This is a genomic window from Dethiobacter alkaliphilus AHT 1 (assembly GCF_000174415.1).
Lineage (GTDB): Bacteria > Bacillota > Dethiobacteria > Dethiobacterales > Dethiobacteraceae > Dethiobacter > Dethiobacter alkaliphilus.
This window is the reverse complement of the sequence record NZ_ACJM01000010.1, coordinates 1-16,968: the sequence shown is the minus strand read 5'-3', so window position 1 is coordinate 16,968 and position 16,968 is coordinate 1. Positions and strand designations below refer to the sequence as shown.

General features: G+C 48.8%; 15 protein-coding genes. 8 read left to right on the top strand and 7 right to left on the bottom strand.

The genetic code is table 11. From position 1 onward, the window contains the following. The 3 genes from DEALDRAFT_RS09995 (at position 1) to DEALDRAFT_RS09985 (ending at position 5,833) form a co-directional block, all read left to right on the top strand. The gene (locus DEALDRAFT_RS09995; protein ID WP_008517154.1) at positions 1–1,248 is read left to right on the top strand and encodes a glutamate-5-semialdehyde dehydrogenase; all 1,248 of its coding nucleotides are present in this window, start codon (positions 1–3) and stop codon (positions 1,246–1,248) included. A gap of 148 nt (positions 1,249–1,396) precedes the next feature. After that, positions 1,397–2,566 carry a homocitrate synthase gene (nifV, locus tag DEALDRAFT_RS09990; RefSeq protein ID WP_008517152.1) on the top strand — a complete coding sequence of 390 codons (1,170 nt, stop codon included), beginning with the start codon at positions 1,397–1,399 and terminating at the stop codon, positions 2,564–2,566. Positions 2,567–2,752: 186 nt separating this feature from the next. Beyond that, the gene (locus DEALDRAFT_RS09985; protein WP_008517150.1) at positions 2,753–5,833 is read left to right on the top strand and encodes an efflux RND transporter permease subunit; all 3,081 of its coding nucleotides are present in this window, start codon (positions 2,753–2,755) and stop codon (positions 5,831–5,833) included. Here DEALDRAFT_RS09985 and DEALDRAFT_RS09980 read toward each other — a convergent pair. Both DEALDRAFT_RS09980 and DEALDRAFT_RS16085 read right to left on the bottom strand, forming a co-directional pair. After that, on the bottom strand, positions 5,815–6,033 hold the full coding sequence (locus DEALDRAFT_RS09980; RefSeq protein ID WP_040378881.1) for a hypothetical protein: 219 nt from the start codon (positions 6,031–6,033) through the stop codon (positions 5,815–5,817). The genes DEALDRAFT_RS09985 and DEALDRAFT_RS09980 overlap by 19 nt on opposite strands. A 52-nt stretch (positions 6,034–6,085) precedes the next feature. Next, positions 6,086–7,195 (bottom strand): amidohydrolase family protein, encoded by a 1,110-nt coding sequence (locus DEALDRAFT_RS16085; protein ID WP_008517149.1) that lies wholly within the window; start codon positions 7,193–7,195, stop codon positions 6,086–6,088. Positions 7,196–7,341: 146 nt separating this feature from the next. Here DEALDRAFT_RS16085 and DEALDRAFT_RS09970 point away from each other — a divergent pair, with 146 nt between their 5' ends. Then, positions 7,342–8,001 (top strand): response regulator, encoded by a 660-nt coding sequence (locus DEALDRAFT_RS09970; protein WP_008517147.1) that lies wholly within the window; start codon positions 7,342–7,344, stop codon positions 7,999–8,001. A 290-nt stretch (positions 8,002–8,291) separates the two neighbouring features. Continuing rightward, positions 8,292–9,740 carry a multiheme c-type cytochrome gene (locus tag DEALDRAFT_RS09965; protein WP_008517138.1) on the top strand — a complete coding sequence of 483 codons (1,449 nt, stop codon included), beginning with the start codon at positions 8,292–8,294 and terminating at the stop codon, positions 9,738–9,740. A 53-nt stretch (positions 9,741–9,793) separates the two neighbouring features. On the opposite strand, the gene DEALDRAFT_RS09960 is transcribed toward DEALDRAFT_RS09965, so the two are convergent. Beyond that, positions 9,794–9,976: a DUF1657 domain-containing protein gene (locus DEALDRAFT_RS09960; protein ID WP_008517136.1), complete on the bottom strand. Its 183-nt coding sequence runs from the start codon at positions 9,974–9,976 to the stop codon at positions 9,794–9,796. A 397-nt stretch (positions 9,977–10,373) separates the two neighbouring features. Here DEALDRAFT_RS09960 and DEALDRAFT_RS09955 point away from each other — a divergent pair, with 397 nt between their 5' ends. Continuing rightward, complete coding sequence (locus tag DEALDRAFT_RS09955; protein ID WP_008517134.1) at positions 10,374–12,011, top strand: AMP-binding protein; 1,638 nt, start codon at positions 10,374–10,376, stop codon at positions 12,009–12,011. A 61-nt stretch (positions 12,012–12,072) separates the two neighbouring features. On the opposite strand, the gene DEALDRAFT_RS09950 is transcribed toward DEALDRAFT_RS09955, so the two are convergent. From DEALDRAFT_RS09950 to DEALDRAFT_RS09940, 4 genes are all read right to left on the bottom strand, one after another. Beyond that, the gene (locus tag DEALDRAFT_RS09950; RefSeq protein WP_008517132.1) at positions 12,073–13,113 is read right to left on the bottom strand and encodes a hypothetical protein; all 1,041 of its coding nucleotides are present in this window, start codon (positions 13,111–13,113) and stop codon (positions 12,073–12,075) included. Between the two features lie 5 nt (positions 13,114–13,118). Continuing rightward, positions 13,119–13,286, bottom strand: coding sequence for a hypothetical protein (locus DEALDRAFT_RS16915; RefSeq protein WP_008517130.1), 168 nt, complete (start codon positions 13,284–13,286; stop codon positions 13,119–13,121). Positions 13,287–13,499: 213 nt separating this feature from the next. Further along, on the bottom strand, positions 13,500–13,763 hold the full coding sequence (locus DEALDRAFT_RS09945; RefSeq protein ID WP_008517128.1) for a spore coat protein: 264 nt from the start codon (positions 13,761–13,763) through the stop codon (positions 13,500–13,502). 12 nt (positions 13,764–13,775) lie between these two features. Then, on the bottom strand, positions 13,776–13,976 hold the full coding sequence (locus DEALDRAFT_RS09940; protein ID WP_008517126.1) for a hypothetical protein: 201 nt from the start codon (positions 13,974–13,976) through the stop codon (positions 13,776–13,778). Positions 13,977–14,125: 149 nt separating this feature from the next. On the opposite strand from DEALDRAFT_RS09940, the gene DEALDRAFT_RS09935 reads away from it, so the two are divergent. Both DEALDRAFT_RS09935 and DEALDRAFT_RS09930 read left to right on the top strand, forming a co-directional pair. Next, on the top strand, positions 14,126–14,857 hold the full coding sequence (locus DEALDRAFT_RS09935; protein WP_008517124.1) for an MBL fold metallo-hydrolase: 732 nt from the start codon (positions 14,126–14,128) through the stop codon (positions 14,855–14,857). Between the two features lie 61 nt (positions 14,858–14,918). After that, positions 14,919–16,968, top strand: a 2,050-nt coding sequence (locus DEALDRAFT_RS09930) for a cell division FtsA domain-containing protein (RefSeq protein WP_008517122.1), incomplete at its 3' end; no start/stop codon positions are given.

Sequence of the window (16,968 nt, the reverse complement as noted above, 5' to 3'; positions counted from 1 at the left end):
ATGAGCGAAGTAATTAAGAAAGCGGCGGAGGCCAAAGAGGCGTCGGTGATGCTGGCCACCGCTTCCACTAAGCAAAAAAATGATGCACTGCTGTCTATGGCTGAGGCCTTACAGAACAACCAGGAAGAAATCCTGGCAGCAAATGCCATTGATTTAGACAACCTAACCAAGAAGGAAGGGTATAATAAGGCGTTTTACGATCGCCTTAAGCTCACCGGTGACCGGGTTCTGGGTATGGTGGAAGGTTTGCGCGAATTGGTGGGGCTTCCGGACCCCATTGGTGAAGTGATGGGTATGCAGACGCGTCCAAACGGGCTGCAGGTTGGCCGGGTACGGGTGCCTTTGGGTGTGGTGGGTATTATTTATGAGGCCAGACCCAATGTAACGGCAGATGCTTCGGGACTGGCTCTTAAAGCCGGCAATGCTGTATTGTTGCGGGGTAGTTCTGAAGCCATTAATTCCAATAAAGCGCTGGTTAAAGTGCTGCGACAGGCAGTAGCTGCTGTGGGCCTGCCGGCAGGAACCATTACACTGGTGGAAGAAACAGACCGCAGTGCGGTTATGGAAATGATGCGTCTTAATACTTATCTGGATGTGCTGATCCCCCGCGGTGGAGCTTCGCTTATCAAATCTGTGGTGGAAAATGCCAGTGTACCGGTTATTGAGACAGGTACAGGCAACTGTCATACCTTTGTGGACCGGAGTGCTGATTTGCAGATGGCAGAAGAGATAGCTTTTAACGCCAAGACCCATCGTCCCGGTGTATGCAACGCCATGGAAACTCTGTTGGTGCATCAGGATGTGGCGGAAGATTTTCTGCCCGGTATGGTGGAAAGGCTGACTGTTGCGGGAGTGGAAGTGCGGGGTTGTGAAAAAACGCAGCGCTCTGCGGATAACGTGGTGGCGGCCACAGAAGAGGACTGGTACACCGAGTACCTGGATATGGTTTTGGCAATTAGGGTGGTGGACTCATTGGATGAGGCCATTTTGCATATCAATAAATATGGGTCAAAGCATTCGGAAGCTATAGTAACTTCTGAGTACCATAATGCCCGGGTATTTCAGTCACATGTGGATGCGGCTGCCGTTTATGTAAATGCATCTACCCGTTTTACCGACGGCGGAGAATTTGGCTTGGGTGCGGAGATGGGTATTTCCACACAAAAGCTGCATGCCAGAGGACCCATGGGTCTTACCGCATTAACTTCCACCAAGTTCATTATCAATGGAGACGGCCAGATCCGTTAGGTCGGACTGGTTGACATATTTCCTGTTTCTGGTGTAAAATTATAGAACGAGAAAAAGAAAAAAGCTGCCTTGGAATAAAAAGAAGATTTTTGAACTCTACCTTTATGGCAGAGTTCTTTTTAACCTGATTATGAGGAGGAGGGCTAGAATGAAAAGGTTTTATGATGGGCTAAAAGACAAGCAAGTTATGCTGGTGGACACCACCCTGCGTGACGGAGAGCAAACCGCCGGTGTTGTATTTTCAAACAAAGAAAAAATTCGTATTGCTCAGATGCTGGACTCATTGGGAGTACACCAATTGGAAGTGGGTATTCCGGTAATGGGAGGCGATGAGAAGGATGCCATCCGCGGTATTGTTGATTTGGACTTGGATGCCAGCATTATGGCCTGGAACCGGGCCAACATTGCCGATATTCAGGAATCGCTGGACTGCGGCGTGGATGCTTTGGCTATTTCCATCTCCACATCCGATATCCATATTACTCATAAATTGCAGACTTCCCGGGAATGGGTTCTGGATAACATGTCCAAAGCGGTGGAGTTTGCTAAAAAGCATGATAAGTATGTTTCGGTGAACGCTGAAGATGCTTCCAGAAGCGACCTGGAGTTTATGATTCAGTTTGCTCTGCGCGCCAAGGAATGTGGAGCTGACCGTGTCCGTTTCTGCGATACGGTGGGGATTCTTGAGCCCTTTAGGACCTTTGATATCATTGCTCAGGTAATCAGGGAAACGGGCATGGATGTGGAAATGCACACCCATAATGATTTCGGAATGGCCACAGCCAACTCCCTGGCCGGCGTAAAAGCGGGAGCCACCATGATTGGTGTTACCGTAAACGGCTTGGGTGAGAGGGCCGGTAACGCGGTGCTGGCGGAAGTGGCCATGGCTCTTAAGTATTTATATAACATTGATGTCAATGTAAAGCCGCGGGAACTGCGTGAGCTGTCCGAATATGTGGCGCTGGCCTCCGGCCGTTCACTGCCGGTATGCAAGCCCATCGTAGGCAGCAATATGTTTGCCCATGAATCCGGGATTCATGCCGACGGAGTAATTAAACATCCCGCCACTTATGAAGTATTCCATCCGGAAGAGGTTGGTCTGGAGCGCCAGATTATTTTGGGTAAACACTCCGGCAGTCGCTCCATTGTGCTAAAGTTTCAGGAGTACGGTATTATGCTTACCGATGCGGAAGCCAGCGAGATGCTGTCCATGGTGCGTTCCGCTGCAGTGGATCTGAAAAGGACGCTGTTTGACAAAGAATTAATGTATATTTATGAAGAATTTCTGCGCAAGAAAAAGAAAAGCAAAGGCGCGTAAAGTTTGCCTCAGATGGGGAACCATAAAGGCACCGGCATTTTGTCGGTGTCTTTTTTATACCGGAAATTATAACGCTTCGCAGTTTGCGAAGCTGCTAAGGAACCCGGTATCGAAAAGCACGCGTTAAGGGAACTGAATAAGCGTGCCTTTCTTAATTTCCATAAACTGTAGTGGAGGCCAAACTGCGTGTTTTTATCCCGTTGGGCCATTAACCGGCCTGTGGCAACTTTGACTTTAATGCTGGCAGTAATGATGCTGGGTGCAGTATCACTGGCAAACCTGCAACTGGACATACTGCCTAAAATAAATCCACCTGTGATGACAGTGATTACAGAGCTGCCGGGAGCTACGGCCGAAGAAGTGCTGACCCTGATTACCGAACCGCTGGAAGGGGTGGCGGCCACCGTCTCAGGAATTGAAACCCTGCGCTCAATTTCCCGGGAAGGAAATTCTGTTGTAATCCTGCAGTTTGACTGGGATGTGGAGTTGTCTGAGGTTAGGACGGAACTGGCAGAGAAGCTGGATATGTTACCTTTGCCGGAAGACGCGGGGCGGCCACAGATTATCCGCTTTGATCCCACCCAGATGCCGCTCTTGCAGGTTTTTGCCACCGCCGGTGACCAAACCTCCATTGAGGATATCTCAGAACATGTGGCCCAAAATGTTAAGCCGCGTCTGGAAGCGGTTCCCGGTGTGGCGGAAGTGCGGATTGTGGGCGGCATCTCCCGTGAGGTGCGGGTAGAGTTGGACATTGACCAATTGTATGCCCACCAGCTGGGTGTATCAAGGATTGCCGGAATGGTAGCCGGAAGTTCAACGGCCCTGCCATTGGGGGTGGTTACCGACAGCGGTGCCAGAAAACACCTTCGTCTGCCGGCAGCCTTTAACAATATTGACCAGCTGCGGCAGCTGCCGGTAAGTTTTGTGCCCTCCGAAGCGGGGCTTGGTGAACCGGTTGAACTGGAGCAGTTAGGCCGTGTTGAAGAGACGCTTGTTGAAGGGGGGTCTGTAACCCGTTTAAATGCCAATCCGGCGGTGGGAATACAGATTCAAAAAGACGGGACAGGAAATACTGCGGCGGTTGCCCGGGCTGTGCGGCAGGAGTTGGAGGATATCAGGGAAGAGGATGGCGGCATGGATTTGGCGGTGGCTCTGGATCAGGGCCTTTTTATTGAGGAATCGCTGCAGTCCAGCGCAGTCAGTCTGATAGCCGGGGGTTTTTTTGCCATGGCGGTTCTGCTGGCCTTTTTGGGAAGCTTGCTTAGTACCTTGATTATTGCTGTGGCCATTCCTTTTTCAATAATAGCCACCTTCATTTTAATGTTTGCCGGCGGCATGAGCCTAAATATCATGACGCTGGGTGGGCTGGCATTGGGCGTTGGCATGTTTGTGGACAATTCCATTGTGGTTATAGAAAATATTTACCGTCATTTGCAGGAAGACAAAGGGCCGGCGGAAGCGGCCCGGGACGGCAGCGGAGAAGTGGCCGGTGCTATTACTGCAGCTACTTTGACTACAATTGTAGTATTTTTGCCGGTAATCTTTGTGGGAGGATTGACAGGGACTTTGTTTCAGGAACTGGCGCTAACCGTAACTTTTGCTTTGCTTAGTTCTTTGGTGGTGTCTCTGACCGTTATTCCCATGTTGGCGTCCAGATGGTTGCGTAAGTTTTCTGCAGGCGAGGGGGGCAGGCGCTTTAAGAAGCGGGAGTCTTTTTTTGGTCGTCTGCTGCACTATTCCCTGCGGCATAAATGGCTGGTGCTGGGAATGGTTGTTCTCCTGTTGGCTCTTTCCACCCTGGGGATATCCCGCATCGGTACTGAGTTTTTGCCTGCTGTGGATGAACAGGTTTTTACGGTGGATTTGCAGCTGCCGGTGGAAACACCCCTAGACCAAACAGCAGAGCGGGTTCGGGAGTTTGAGGCGCAATTGTTGGCCATGCCGGAAGTCAGGCAGGTTACGGCTCTGGTGGGCGGAGGTGCAGGTTTTTCCCGGGCCAGGTCCGCACTGCAGGGTACGCGGGAAAATTCAGGGCAATTGATAGTGGCACTTAAGGAAGATGCCCCTCCTACCTTGGCTGTAATGCATGATGTGCGTGAGAAGTTCATGAAGCAGAAAAACGATGACGAAGAGTTGGCCTTTAACCTTCACTCGTCCCTCTTTTTTGCGCCGGGCAGCAGCGCTAATTTGTTGCAACTAACTCTAACCGGACCTGAATTTGCTCAACTGCGCTCTTATGCAGCGGAATTGGTTGATTCGCTGGCCGATGTAAAAGGTCTGACCGGAACAGAGAGTGCTGCAGACGACAGGCTGCCGGAGATTAGGGTTGTTCTGGATAACGGTGCTGCTTTAAGGAGTGGGCTTGTGCCCCAATATGTAGGCGATGAAGTAAGAGCTGCCATTCAGGGCCGGATTGTTGGTCGGATTCCCGGCACACAAGATTTGCTAAATGTTCGGGTCAGATTACAAAGGGAAGATACCGATGGAATAGAAGCTATCCGTCAGATACCTCTGCAGGCCCAAAATGGCCTGATTCCCTTGCAGGAAATTGCCGCTGTAGAGGAAGGCTTTGGGCCTGCGGCCATTATTCGCGAAGAACAAAAGCTTACTGTGGACGTTTCGGGGCAGGTGGAAAACAGGGACATTGGTTCTGTTCTGGCAGATGCCCTAAAGCGGGCAGATGAACTGGATTTGGCTGAAGGTTATGAGGTGCAGGCGGCGGGAACGGCACAGTTGATGCAGGAAGGGTTTGCTTCCCTGCAAACAGCGTTTATTCTGTCTCTGGCGTTAATCTATCTGGTTATGGCAGCCCAGTTTGAATCATTAAAAGCACCTCTGGTAATTTTGTTTACGGCCCCGCTGGCGGTAATCGGTGTGGTGGCGGCACTGCTTTTAACCAACACCTCCTTTGGTATTACCGCTTATATTGGTCTGATTGTATTGGGCGGTATTGTGGTCAATAACGGCATTGTTCTGGTGGATTTTATGCAAAGAAAAAGACGGCAGGGAGCATCAATGTCTGAAGCCGTTACAGAAGCGGTTCACCAACGCACACGGCCGGTATTGATGACGGCTTTTACAACCATTCTGGGGCTTTTACCTCTGGCGGCCAGTTTGGGGGACGGCGCCGAGCTGCAGGCCCCGCTGGCCAGGACCGTTATTGGGGGACTCTTAAGTTCCACCATGTTGACCCTGGTCATTGTGCCGCTGCTATATGCCATATTCCACCGAAAAGAAAACAGCCCCGCTCAATCCGGGACTGAATAGAGGTATTCTATGTTGCAGTTGGGGCAATAAACCTGATGTGCGCAGTCAAACTGGGCGTGTACCATGCTGTTTTCTTCATAGGGTGCATACGGGCCCAAAGCTTCCTGCAGTGTGCCGCAGTCCTGAAGCTGTCCGTCACATGCCGGGCAGCAGATTTCCAGAGCTTCAAGGCCGTTACAGTACCGGCAGATTTGCTTCATTTAGAAAAACCCGCTTTCTTTTTGCGTTTAGTTTTCTCCCGGTAGCTTGTTATTATGAAGGAATCAGCAACGCAACCGGCTCCTGTAGTGTGGTGATTTGCTTCAAAGGGTTTTTCTCTAAGACCAGTACCGGAGATCTTTGCCCCGGAGTCAGTTTGCCATATCCTGAAAAGCCACAGATTCGGGCTGCGTGTGATGTGGCACTCTTTAAGGCGGCTACGTTTGTAAGTCCGCAGCTGATTAGCTGTGTTATTTCCCATAGGAGGGAGGGTCCGTGAGGTACCCCCACAGCTCCCGCATCGGTGCCTGCTCCGATACAGACATTAAGCCCGGCTGCTTTGGCTACAAGCTGCCGGTGGCGCTCCAGGGTACGTCTGAGGGTTTCACGCTGGTGCGCAGATAAGTTCTTTGACAGCTTTGGCTCAAGCAGATGAATCGCTGCGGGGATGAGGGTGGGAATCCAGGCTGTATCATTCTCAGCCATTTTATGCAAAGTTTCCTCAGATATAAAATATCCGTGTTCTATTGTATCTACGCCGGCTTCCAGGCAGCGTTGTACAGCTTCATCCCCGGTGGCATGGGCCATTACTTTTAACCCGGCTGCTTTGGCATGGGTAACCATGCGGGTCAGCTCGTTTGTAGTAAAAGGTACAGCTCCCGTTTCTCCGTAGTTGGTAAAGCTAAAGATTCCCGAAGCTATTATTTTTATCTGGCCGGCGCCGGAATCGGCCAGCCTGTCTATGGTATGCAGCGCAGCGGAGACATCCTCTACAGAAGTTCCAAGATTGGAGCCGTAGCAGCCGGACCGGTAGATTGCCTGGATGGTGTTAATTACCTTTAAGGGAGAGAGTGGCGCTTTTGTGCCTGGCGGCGAACCTGCTTCGCGAACGGCGGCAATCCCTGATTGCAGGAATTTATTTGCCCTGTTAACAGGTGTATCATTGTTTTTGGTGGGAAGATTTAGATGGACATGACAATCTATCAGGGCCGGCATAACAGTGTGTTTTGTATAGTCTAAAACGGCGCTGCGTATGGCCGGTGAGTCTGAAATTAAACTATTGTTATAATGGATTGATCCGGGGCCGGACAGTGAGTCGGAAAAACCGTCCCATGCGGCTCCGTATTTAATTGTGGCCTCTGCCGGAATGCTGATAATCTGCAATTGCTTCACCCCTTAGTCTTAAATATTATATCACATTTAAATATTATGTCGTTTTTGGAAATTTTCCGTAATTTATGGTAGAATAATTATAATTTGTTGTTCACAGAATGGCATTGCAATACATACATCATTGAGGAAGTGAGATAATGGAAAAAATAAAAATATTTATAGTTGATGACCACGAAGTGGTGCGCTTGGGGCTGCAAGGCTTGTTTGCCAGATATGAGGAGCTGGAAATAGTAGGCGAAGCTGCTTCCGGTGAGGAAGCGGTGCAGGTTGTACCTGTTATCAAGCCCGATGTGGTTCTTCTGGATGTCCGTCTCCAGGGTATTCACGGCGCGGATACCTGTCGCTTAATCACTTCCGCCGTGCCCGGCATCAAGGTTGTGATGCTGTCATCTTTTGCCGAACCGGAAGAAGTCCAGGCCGCATTTACTGCCGGTGCTTCAGCATACGTCCTTAAAAATATTACCAGTGGCAATGTTATTAAGGCTATTAAGGCTGTGATGCAGGGAGAGTCGTTTATTGATCCGGAGATTACAGAACAGGTTATGAGCCTGATTCGCGGAGAAAAAGCTGCGTCGCAAATCAGCGGGCTGAGTAAACGGGAAGAAGAAATTTTGCATTTGGTGGGAGAAGGGAAGACCAATAAAGAAATCGGCCGTGAACTTTTCTTGAGTGAAAAGACGGTTCGCAACCACGTCAGCCGCATTCTCGATAAACTTGGTGTTTCTAACAGATCACAGGCTGCTGCCTTTATGGCAAGACGCAGCGTGATCGAAAAAATGACAGACCACAAAAAATGACGCTTTTCGAGCGTCTTTTTTTGTGTTTATTGACGAAAATAAGCTATTTCAGCGGTTGTAGAATAATTATGGCCGTTAGGTGTGAAGTATTTACTTTGACAAAACTTTGATGAAAGGTTGAATAATGGGACATATGTCCTGTGCAAATAGTACATAGGAATGAGAGCTTTTTTCTTATCCCGGGTGTATATTTAATCTACAGAGAAGGCATTGGATGCTAATGTGACTCTGGTCACAACCGCGGCAGCAGCCATGCCCCAAGCTGATAACATTTTAGGGGGAAGAGAAAGATGTCGAAAAAAGTCTTGCTTGTACTGGTACTCGGCTTGGTATTGGTACTTGCAGCCGGCTGTGGCAACAATGATGCCAATAATCAGCCAAACAATGACAACGATGCAGACGATGTTTCTCCTGCAGTGGCCGAGTTTGTGGGATCTGATTCCTGCAAAGGCTGTCACAGTGGAATTTATGGTGAGTGGGAGGACAGCTGGCACACAGTAAAGGCTTTAGAGGGGCCGTACTTTGGTGCCGAGAATGAAGCAAACATTTACGAGTGGGTCCGTAATGACTGGGATAACCTTACCACGTACATGATTTTGGACCAAGCTGACAGTAATACCCTTTATGTTGCCGCGGAAAGAACTCCTGTAGAAGAAGTTGCTTATGTTGTGGGACAAGTGTACAAACAGCGCTATACTGCTTATTATGATGGTGGTCCCAGAGAAGCGTTTTTGGCCACCACCGAAGACGGCGGGATTTCCTGGACGCTAAATACCGATGAAACCGTTGAGTTTGCCGGCAACAAAGAACGTGCCGGTTACAATTTCCTCTTCATCGAGACACGTCCCAACGAAACGGAAAACCCTAACAAGTACGGTGAACACCGTTCCTGGCAGGAACGCTGTATTGCCTGCCATACCACCGGATTTGACGCCGATGCCTGGGATGAGGCCAAAGAGGACTTTATGGCCGGAGAGCGCGAAGACCTGAAGGATATCTTTGTTGCCGATTTACGCGTGGGTTGTGAAGCCTGCCATGGTCCCGGCAGTGTTCATAACGAAACCCGTTCCGCAGAAGATATCATTAATCCTGCTAACTTCACAGCTTATGAAGACAGAATGATGACCTGTGAACAGTGTCATGACCGTAACTCCAGAAGCATGAGATCCGCCGATGCCAACGATGCCCGTGGTTTTGTGGTAGGTCAAAATCTGGATGATTACCGTGTACAGATTAGCCCCAGCTGGGGAACCGGCAGCCGGAACGTTTCCCTTGACGGCAAAGGCCGCCGTGGCCACCAGCAGAATATGGACATGAGACTTTCCCGTTTCCTGGGTGTGGGATACCATGCCGACCAGGTTTGCTTTGACTGCCACACTCCGCATGGTGTGGGCGTAAATCCAGACAACCTGCGGTTGAGAGACGATGTGCAGTCCTGCACCGATTGTCATGACTTCGATGCAGCCGAGGCTTTTGACGGTTCCCGCGGTTGGGAAGCAGGAGCGTTTGGCGCCTGGGGCACAGAAGCCGGCCGTGGAGGCACTAAGCAGCATTTGTTTAACTTTAACGAGGACGGCTTAGTATACGGCTTGTCTCCCGAGCAGTACACTTGGGTACTGAAGGATGATGGAGATGAAAGTGAGCAAGATGGCTGGCAGGCAATTTGGCCCTGGCGCTTAGATGAATTAGAAGCTCAAGGCAAAACCACTTTCGTGGGAGCAGAGCCCTGGAACCAGTAAGACGTTTATAAGACTCAAAATAATAATCCCTGCGGTAATCCGCAGGGATTATTTTAATATAATTGATTTAAGGCTGTCTGGCATTTTTGCACACAGTTTTCCAGCTCTTTAGCGGCTTGTTCAAATGAGTTTTTAGCTGCGTTGTTTTGTGCTTGTTCCGCTGCAGACCGCAAGTCTGCCGCAGAGCTTTGACACTTCTTGATGGAATCCTCTACAAGATTGCGAACATCACTCATGAATACACCTCCCGATAATGAGTTCATTTGTAAGATCCTTTTTAGTAATTTGCGTTATATAGATGATTTCATGCATCACTTTTATTTTCTAAGGGAAGGATTTTTATGGAGAGCCGAGAATAGTTATATTAAACGGTATTGCTTTTTTTATTTTCCATATGTTATAATTTCCATGTAAAATATTATAAAAACTGGCAGCGAAAATTTTTTTGGGCTTTAATTTTTAGAAAATTTATAGAATTTCAAACATAGATAATTTTCAACATTATGCGCGGTTGCATCTGATTTGTTTTGAAGGCTTTCCTGACCCAAGAGAACAACTTCGGAGGTGAGGAAGTAATCAGGAAGCGGGGAGCCTGATTCTGAATAGACAAAACCAATGAGGAGGGACCGAAAAATGGCTAATATGAAAAACTATGAAGAAACCTACCAAAACTTTAAGCTGGAAGTTCCGGAATATTTTAACTGGGCCACCGACGAGTTTGACCGTTGGGGAAAAGATCCGGATAAATTGGGTCTTTGGGTAGTGGACGACTTCGGTAACGAAACTAAGCTGACTTTTGCAGAATTAACTAAGCTTTCCTGTAAACTGGCAAACGTTTTCCGTGCCAACAATATTCAGGAAGGCGATAAGATTATTACTATTTTGGGTAAAATTCCATCATTCTGGGTTACTATGTTGGCTTCTCTTCGTTCCGGCGTTGTGGTATCTCCCGGTACAGGTCAGTTAACTGCCAAAGATATTCAGTACCGTTTTGATGCCTCCGGTGCGGTGGCCATAATCGTTGATGAGGAAATGGCGGCTAAGGTAGATGCAGTTGCCGCAGATTGCCCCACACTTAAAACCAAAATCGTGGTGGGCAAGCGTGACGGCTGGCTTTCCTTTGATGATGAAATTAGCCGTGCCGACGGGAACTTTGAAGCCACTAAGACTAAAGCGGACGATAACGCTATTTTATACTTTACCTCCGGTACTACCGGCATGCCGAAAATGACAGTACATACCCATGCATCTTATGGTATCGGCCATCGTATTACCGGAAAGTTTTGGCTTGACTTAACAGAAAATGATGTGCACTGGAACTTGTCTGATACAGGTTGGGCAAAAGCTGCCTGGAGCAGCTTCTTTGGACCGTGGAACTGCGGAGCGACGATATTTGCACATGACAGTACCGGTAAATTTGACGGAAAACGCATCCTTGAGATGTTGAGCGACTATCCCATTACCACTCTCTGCGGGCCGCCCACAGCATACAGGGTATTTGTTCAGGATGATCTGAGTAAATATAATTTTAAGAGCCTGCGTCACTGTGTGGCCGCCGGTGAACCTCTAAATCCGGAAGTTATTAACGTCTGGAAAGAAGCCACAGGAACTACAATTTATGATGGGTATGGCCAGACAGAAACGGTGTTATTGGTAGCTAACTTCCCCTGTAATGAAGTTAAGGTGGGTTCCATGGGTAAAACTTCACCCGGTTTCTATGTGGCTATGATTGATGAGGACGGTAAAGAGGTACCCGCCGGCCAGGAAGGTGACATTGCCGTAAGAATTAAGCCTGAGCGTCCCGTTGGCCTCTTTAAGGAATATTATAATGAGCCGGAGCGTACTGCAGCCACAGTACGGGGTGACTGGTATGTAACCGGTGATCGTGGTATCCGTGATGAGGACGGCTATGTCTGGTTTGTGGGTCGGGCAGATGATCTTATCCTAAGTTCCGGCTACCGTATCGGCCCATTTGAAGTGGAAAGTGCCTTAATTGAGCACGATGCCGTTGCTGAATCAGCGGTGGTTGCCAGCCCCGATGAAGTGCGGGGAGAAATTGTAAAGGCCTTTGTTATTTTGGCCCCCGGCTATGAGGGTACGCCCGAACTGGTTAAGGAACTGCAAAACTTTGTTAAGAATCTGACTGCTCCATATAAATATCCGCGCGAAATCGAATTTGTCGAAAGCCTGCCCAAGACTGTAAGCGGTAAAATCCGCCGGATTGAGCTGCGGGATATGGAGAAGGAGAAGAAGCTGAACCAAAATAAATAGTCCGAGGAAGGCAGCACTTCCTAAGACCGGCCGGCCCTTTTAGGGCCGGCCATTTTTGACTTCAAAGTGGAAGATTACCGTATGTGTCAATTATGGGAGGAAGACCGGGGTCAAAGCGTTCGGCAAAGGTTGCTGCCAGTTTATTGCTTTCCAGATAACGCGGTTTTCCGTCGGTGGGTATCATGAAATCAACGGATAACATGATACGGCCTCTGTGAAAGTCCAGGGTCTTAATAAAATGGGATAAGCTGTCCACCGATTCTATATTACCCACTGTAATCTCCGGTTCACCGATAAAATCCGGCAGCGGCATAATTTTGCGGGCCTGCAAAAGTTGCCAGTTACAGCGATGGATGAATCGTTGGCAGGTTGTGCCGTAAGGTTCAACACCTGCATGCGGCTCTTTCCCCAAAAAATGCAGTTTGTGAACCACATGATCCGCATCGGCGGCATAGGGATCACAGGTGGTAATAAATTCGCTGCAGATAATTTGCTGGTGGTGTTTTAAATCCTGCACTAACGACGGCAATTTTTGACGCAGAAGTGTATCATCCCAGACGGTATATGGCTCACCGGTGCTGTTTTTTCCCGCTGAACCGTAAGGAGTTTTAACAATCCAGGCAGTGCCTGAACTTTGCGGTAACAGTGGTTGTGAGTCACGATGATAGCTTTTTTGGATAGGGAGAAATGTTTCGCCGCCATTTTGAGCCAGAAGTTGAGCCAGAGCTGCCTTGGAAGAAAACGTTTCAGGAAGAAACCCGATGACTTTTATATTTCTGGATGCCAGCTTGTTGTATAAATCATCGGACACGGAGCAAAACTGAGTATCTACAATATCCATATCCAGTAACACAGAGAGTTTGCTCTCAGGGCAAAGAAAGACCTTTGCTCCTTGCCGGGTGTAAGCACTTACTAAACCTTCCACATTTTTTTCCTTGCACCCGAAAAGATACCAGGCGGGGTAAAGGTTTTTATTCCCGGCCTGGTACCTCTCGTGTTGTGCCTGCAAGGTATCCTGCGGGCTGAGCGGTTGCAATTGTGAGGGTACCGCAAGCGCTGCGGCCAGCATACTATCATGAACAGCTATGCAGACATTTTGCATTTTCTTCACCTGTTTTGACGGAGGAGTTTTTCCCAATAACGCCGGAATAATGAAGTATGGGCGTTCCCTTCCGGCTCATAAGGTGGGTCCAGTGCTTCCATGGCGGACATATCTTCTGCGATTTCAACGTCTTGATTTAAATCTTTTTTCCAGGGCTCAGGATAAAATGCCATTCTGATTACACCCCCTTGATTGAAATTCGCTGTTGCTTTTTTAGTATTAACCGACAGGGAAAAAAATTGCGAAAAAATCATTGGTAGTTATGTTAAAACAAAGAATGTAACAGAAAAAGCGCGCTCTTTCGGTTTCCTCAGCGCGCGCTTTTCCGTACTGCTCCCATTAACAGCTTCGCTATCTGCGAAGCGTTATAATTCATTTCTTTAAATTTATTGCATCTGATTTTGGGAAAACTGGTTTTGCGCCTGGCTCATTTGCTGCATGTCGGCTTTGGCCGGAGAATACCAACCTTTTTGGTTCATGGCATCAAAAACCTGCTTTTGCATTTGCTGGGAATTTTGCAGGCAGTTTTGCCAGTCACGACGCAAATTATTATCCGCTGCTTCCTGTATGCAGCTGTTAATCAAATTGCAGCTGAATTTCTCATCTTTTAACAAGCATTGAGCGATATCCTGATCTGTCAGCTTTTGCATGGGTTTTCCTCCTTACTGTAGATTCCCATGGTTAAGATGTTTCACCATGGTCTGATAATTTTGTTTGTGGGACTGGGCACAATCCTGGCAAAGCTGCTTGATGGACTGGTCTGTGCACTGCTCCGCCATAAAACTCATAGACTTGTAAGCCAGTTGTTCTGCCTTGAGAAAGTCCTCCAGATACATGAGTTCCCGCTGTGTTAAATGATGCATTTCTTTCCCTCCTCGTATAATTAGCTGTTTTAGTATTGTTTTTGCAGTTGGGAATTATACAAAAGAGTGCCTTTTAATAACAGGTTAAGATGGATTTATTGAAAATGAGGTAAGATAAAAAAAGACAATAAGGTAAAGGGGGGAAATCTTTGCAATTAACTGTTTTGGGCTGTTTTGGGCCTTACCCAAGGGCCGGGCAGAGCTGCTCCGGTTATTTGGTGCAGGAGGGTGACTCTGCAGTTTTGCTGGACTGCGGAAACGGTGTGTTGAGCCGACTGCGCTATTACATTGAGCCCTGGAACCTGGATGCGGTGGTCCTCAGCCACTTACACAGCGACCATGTAAGTGATATGATGATTATCCGCTATGCCATAATGGTAAAGAGATATCAAGAACCCGGTCCTGCACTTAAGGTTTATGCTCCAGCTGATCCTCAATCTGAGTACGACCGCCTCGCGTATAAAGATTTTGTCGCTACCTACCCGGTTACAGAAGATACGTGTTTAAGGCTGGGTAATATGGAGATTACCTTCTCTAAAGGCGCTCATCCTGTTTTGTCACATCTTATTACCATCCAGTCAGGTGAAAAGAAACTGGTTTATTCCGGAGATACGGAATATTTTCCGGAAATGTCACAGCGGATTAAAGGCGCTGATTTGTTTTTGTGCGAAGCAAATTATCTCCGGGAGGATATCCAAAAAGGACATGTGAATCATCTGGCAGCATATCAGGCGGCCAACGCCGCCCTGGAAGGAGAGGTAAAGCGTTTGGTTCTTACCCATCACCACCCGGACCGCAATCAGGAGCACTCGCTGCAGGAAGCCAGGGAAATTTTTGCAAACACAGAACTGGCTGTGGCAGACAAGCAGTATACGCTCTAGTCAAAAAAGGAAAACGTTGCCTGCAAGTCGAATAATGTAGACAATAGGCAGGCGGGGTGAAATGATGAAAGAACATAAGCATTTACTGGCTCTTGATGTGGGTACGCGTAAGGTAACCGGTATTCTGTTGGAGCAATCTGAAAACGGCTATACCGTTTGCGCCGCGGAAACCATGGAGCACCGGACCAGAGCCATGCTGGACGGACAAATACATGATATTCCCAAAGTGGCTGAGGTTGTCAGCGAGGTGCGCCGCAGCCTGGAAGAAAAAACGGAGTGCAAAATCCATAGTGCCGCAGTGGCTGCGGCGGGGCGGTCGTTATGTACATACCGGGGAAGCTCACAGATTCCGCTTTTCTCTTCGCAGCGGATAACAAAGGAAAGTGTGCTTCGCCTGGAATATGCCGCAGTACATCAGGCGCAGCAGCGTCTGCTTTCCGGTCCCGCAGGGCGGGCCCGTTTTGCCGAGCAGTATAATTGTGTTGGCTACAGCGTGGTGCACTACGAGTTGGACGGATCCGCCATCGGAAATCCGGTGGGGCAGCGCGGCAGTACGGTTTCCTGTGAAGTGATTGCTACCTTTTTGCCCCGGGTGGTGGTGGACTCGCTGCGCGGTGTTCTGGAGCTGGCTGGGTTAAAATTACAGTCCCTGACCCTGGAGCCCATTGCCGCATTACGTATGGTGGTGCCGGAAAGTATGCGCCGTCTAAACGTGGCCCTTGTGGATATTGGGGCAGGCACCTCAGACATTGCCATTACCCGTGACGGCACAATTGTTGCCTACGATATGGTCCCGGTGGCCGGAGACGAAATTTCAGAGGCTTTAACCGAGCAGCTGCTGCTGGATTTTATGACCGCAGAAGATGTTAAAAGAAAACTAAACAAAAAAGGCCAGGTAGCTTATAAAAACATTCTGGGTGAAAAGGTGACGCAACCCGCTATCGAACTGCGCTCAGTGGCAAAACCGGCGGTGGAAATGCTTGTCGAAAAAATTTCCCGGGCAATTCTCAATAATAACGGTGGAGCACCGCAGGCCGTATTTTGTGTAGGGGGTGGAAGCCTTACCCCGGAACTCACCGATGCATTGGCCGAAAAATTAGCTATGGATTCGGCCAGAGTAGCTATAAAGGGCAAAGAAATGCTGGGCCTGTTACCGAATAAGAGCAAAAAATATCAGGGCCCGGAACTGGTAACTCCGCTGGGCATTGCCCATACCGCCATTTCCGGAGATGCATTGAAATTTTACCGAGTGGAAGTTAACAAGCAGCCTGTGGATGTCATGGATTTAGGCTGCAGCCGTGTCTCCGATGCTCTGCTTGCCGCCGGCATTGGCTCCAGGGAACTGGTGGGGCCGCCGGGTAAAGGGTTAAGTGTGGAAGTAAACGGACAGGTTACGGTAATTGCCGGAGACATGGGGGAGATGGCAGAAATCCGGGTCAACGGTGAAACGGTAAGCCTGGAGGCTCAGATTGAAGAAGGCGACCGCATTACCTTTGTTGCCGCTAAAGCAGGTGAAGATGCAAGGGCCACTGTAGCTTCACTTTTGGCTCGGAGCTCACCCTTTAGTGTAACGGTCAACGGCACGCAGCACAGGCTGCAGCCCCCTGTTTTCCGTGGCCAGGAGCGGCTAACTCCTGAGACTGAACTGGGCGACCGGGATAAAGTGCGGGTGCTGAAAACCATGCCCTTGTCCTGGGTGCTGGAGGAGTTGGGCATGACGGAGAGTTTTTCCGGTGGTTCCATTCAGGTGACGGTCAACCAGAAGGAAAAACAAATCCCCTTTGGCCCCCGTGTGCTTCGTATAAACGGTAAGCCTGCTGTTCCCCAAAGCGATGTATCCGACGGGGATGTGCTGGAAATAACCGATGACGGCACTTATCCCACCGTCTCCACGTTGACGGAACACAGGCCTCGAACCATTGAAATATCTGTTAATGAAAAAATCACCACTTTTCCTGTTAAGGAAGTAAATTATACACTAAACGGCCGGAAGGTGCCGGGGGAAACGCCATTATCAAACGGCGACCGGGTTGATATTCAGGTTATTGACCATAACATTACCCTGGCAGATATCCTGCACATAATTAACTTGAAACCAATCCACCGCCGAT

Coding starts and splice junctions, on each gene's coding strand:
- DEALDRAFT_RS09970 (WP_008517147.1), top strand. CDS start 7,342: ATGGAAAAAATAAAAATATTTATAGTTGATGACCACGAAGTGGTGCGC.
- nifV (WP_008517152.1), top strand. CDS start 1,397: ATGAAAAGGTTTTATGATGGGCTAAAAGACAAGCAAGTTATGCTGGTG.
- DEALDRAFT_RS16915 (WP_008517130.1), bottom strand. CDS start 13,286: ATGGCATTTTATCCTGAGCCCTGGAAAAAAGATTTAAATCAAGACGTT.
- DEALDRAFT_RS09950 (WP_008517132.1), bottom strand. CDS start 13,113: ATGCAAAATGTCTGCATAGCTGTTCATGATAGTATGCTGGCCGCAGCG.
- DEALDRAFT_RS09965 (WP_008517138.1), top strand. CDS start 8,292: ATGTCGAAAAAAGTCTTGCTTGTACTGGTACTCGGCTTGGTATTGGTA.
- DEALDRAFT_RS09955 (WP_008517134.1), top strand. CDS start 10,374: ATGGCTAATATGAAAAACTATGAAGAAACCTACCAAAACTTTAAGCTG.
- DEALDRAFT_RS09945 (WP_008517128.1), bottom strand. CDS start 13,763: ATGCAAAAGCTGACAGATCAGGATATCGCTCAATGCTTGTTAAAAGAT.
- DEALDRAFT_RS09960 (WP_008517136.1), bottom strand. CDS start 9,976: ATGAGTGATGTTCGCAATCTTGTAGAGGATTCCATCAAGAAGTGTCAA.
- DEALDRAFT_RS09940 (WP_008517126.1), bottom strand. CDS start 13,976: ATGCATCATTTAACACAGCGGGAACTCATGTATCTGGAGGACTTTCTC.
- DEALDRAFT_RS09995 (WP_008517154.1), top strand. CDS start 1: ATGAGCGAAGTAATTAAGAAAGCGGCGGAGGCCAAAGAGGCGTCGGTG.
- DEALDRAFT_RS09980 (WP_040378881.1), bottom strand. CDS start 6,033: ATGAAGCAAATCTGCCGGTACTGTAACGGCCTTGAAGCTCTGGAAATC.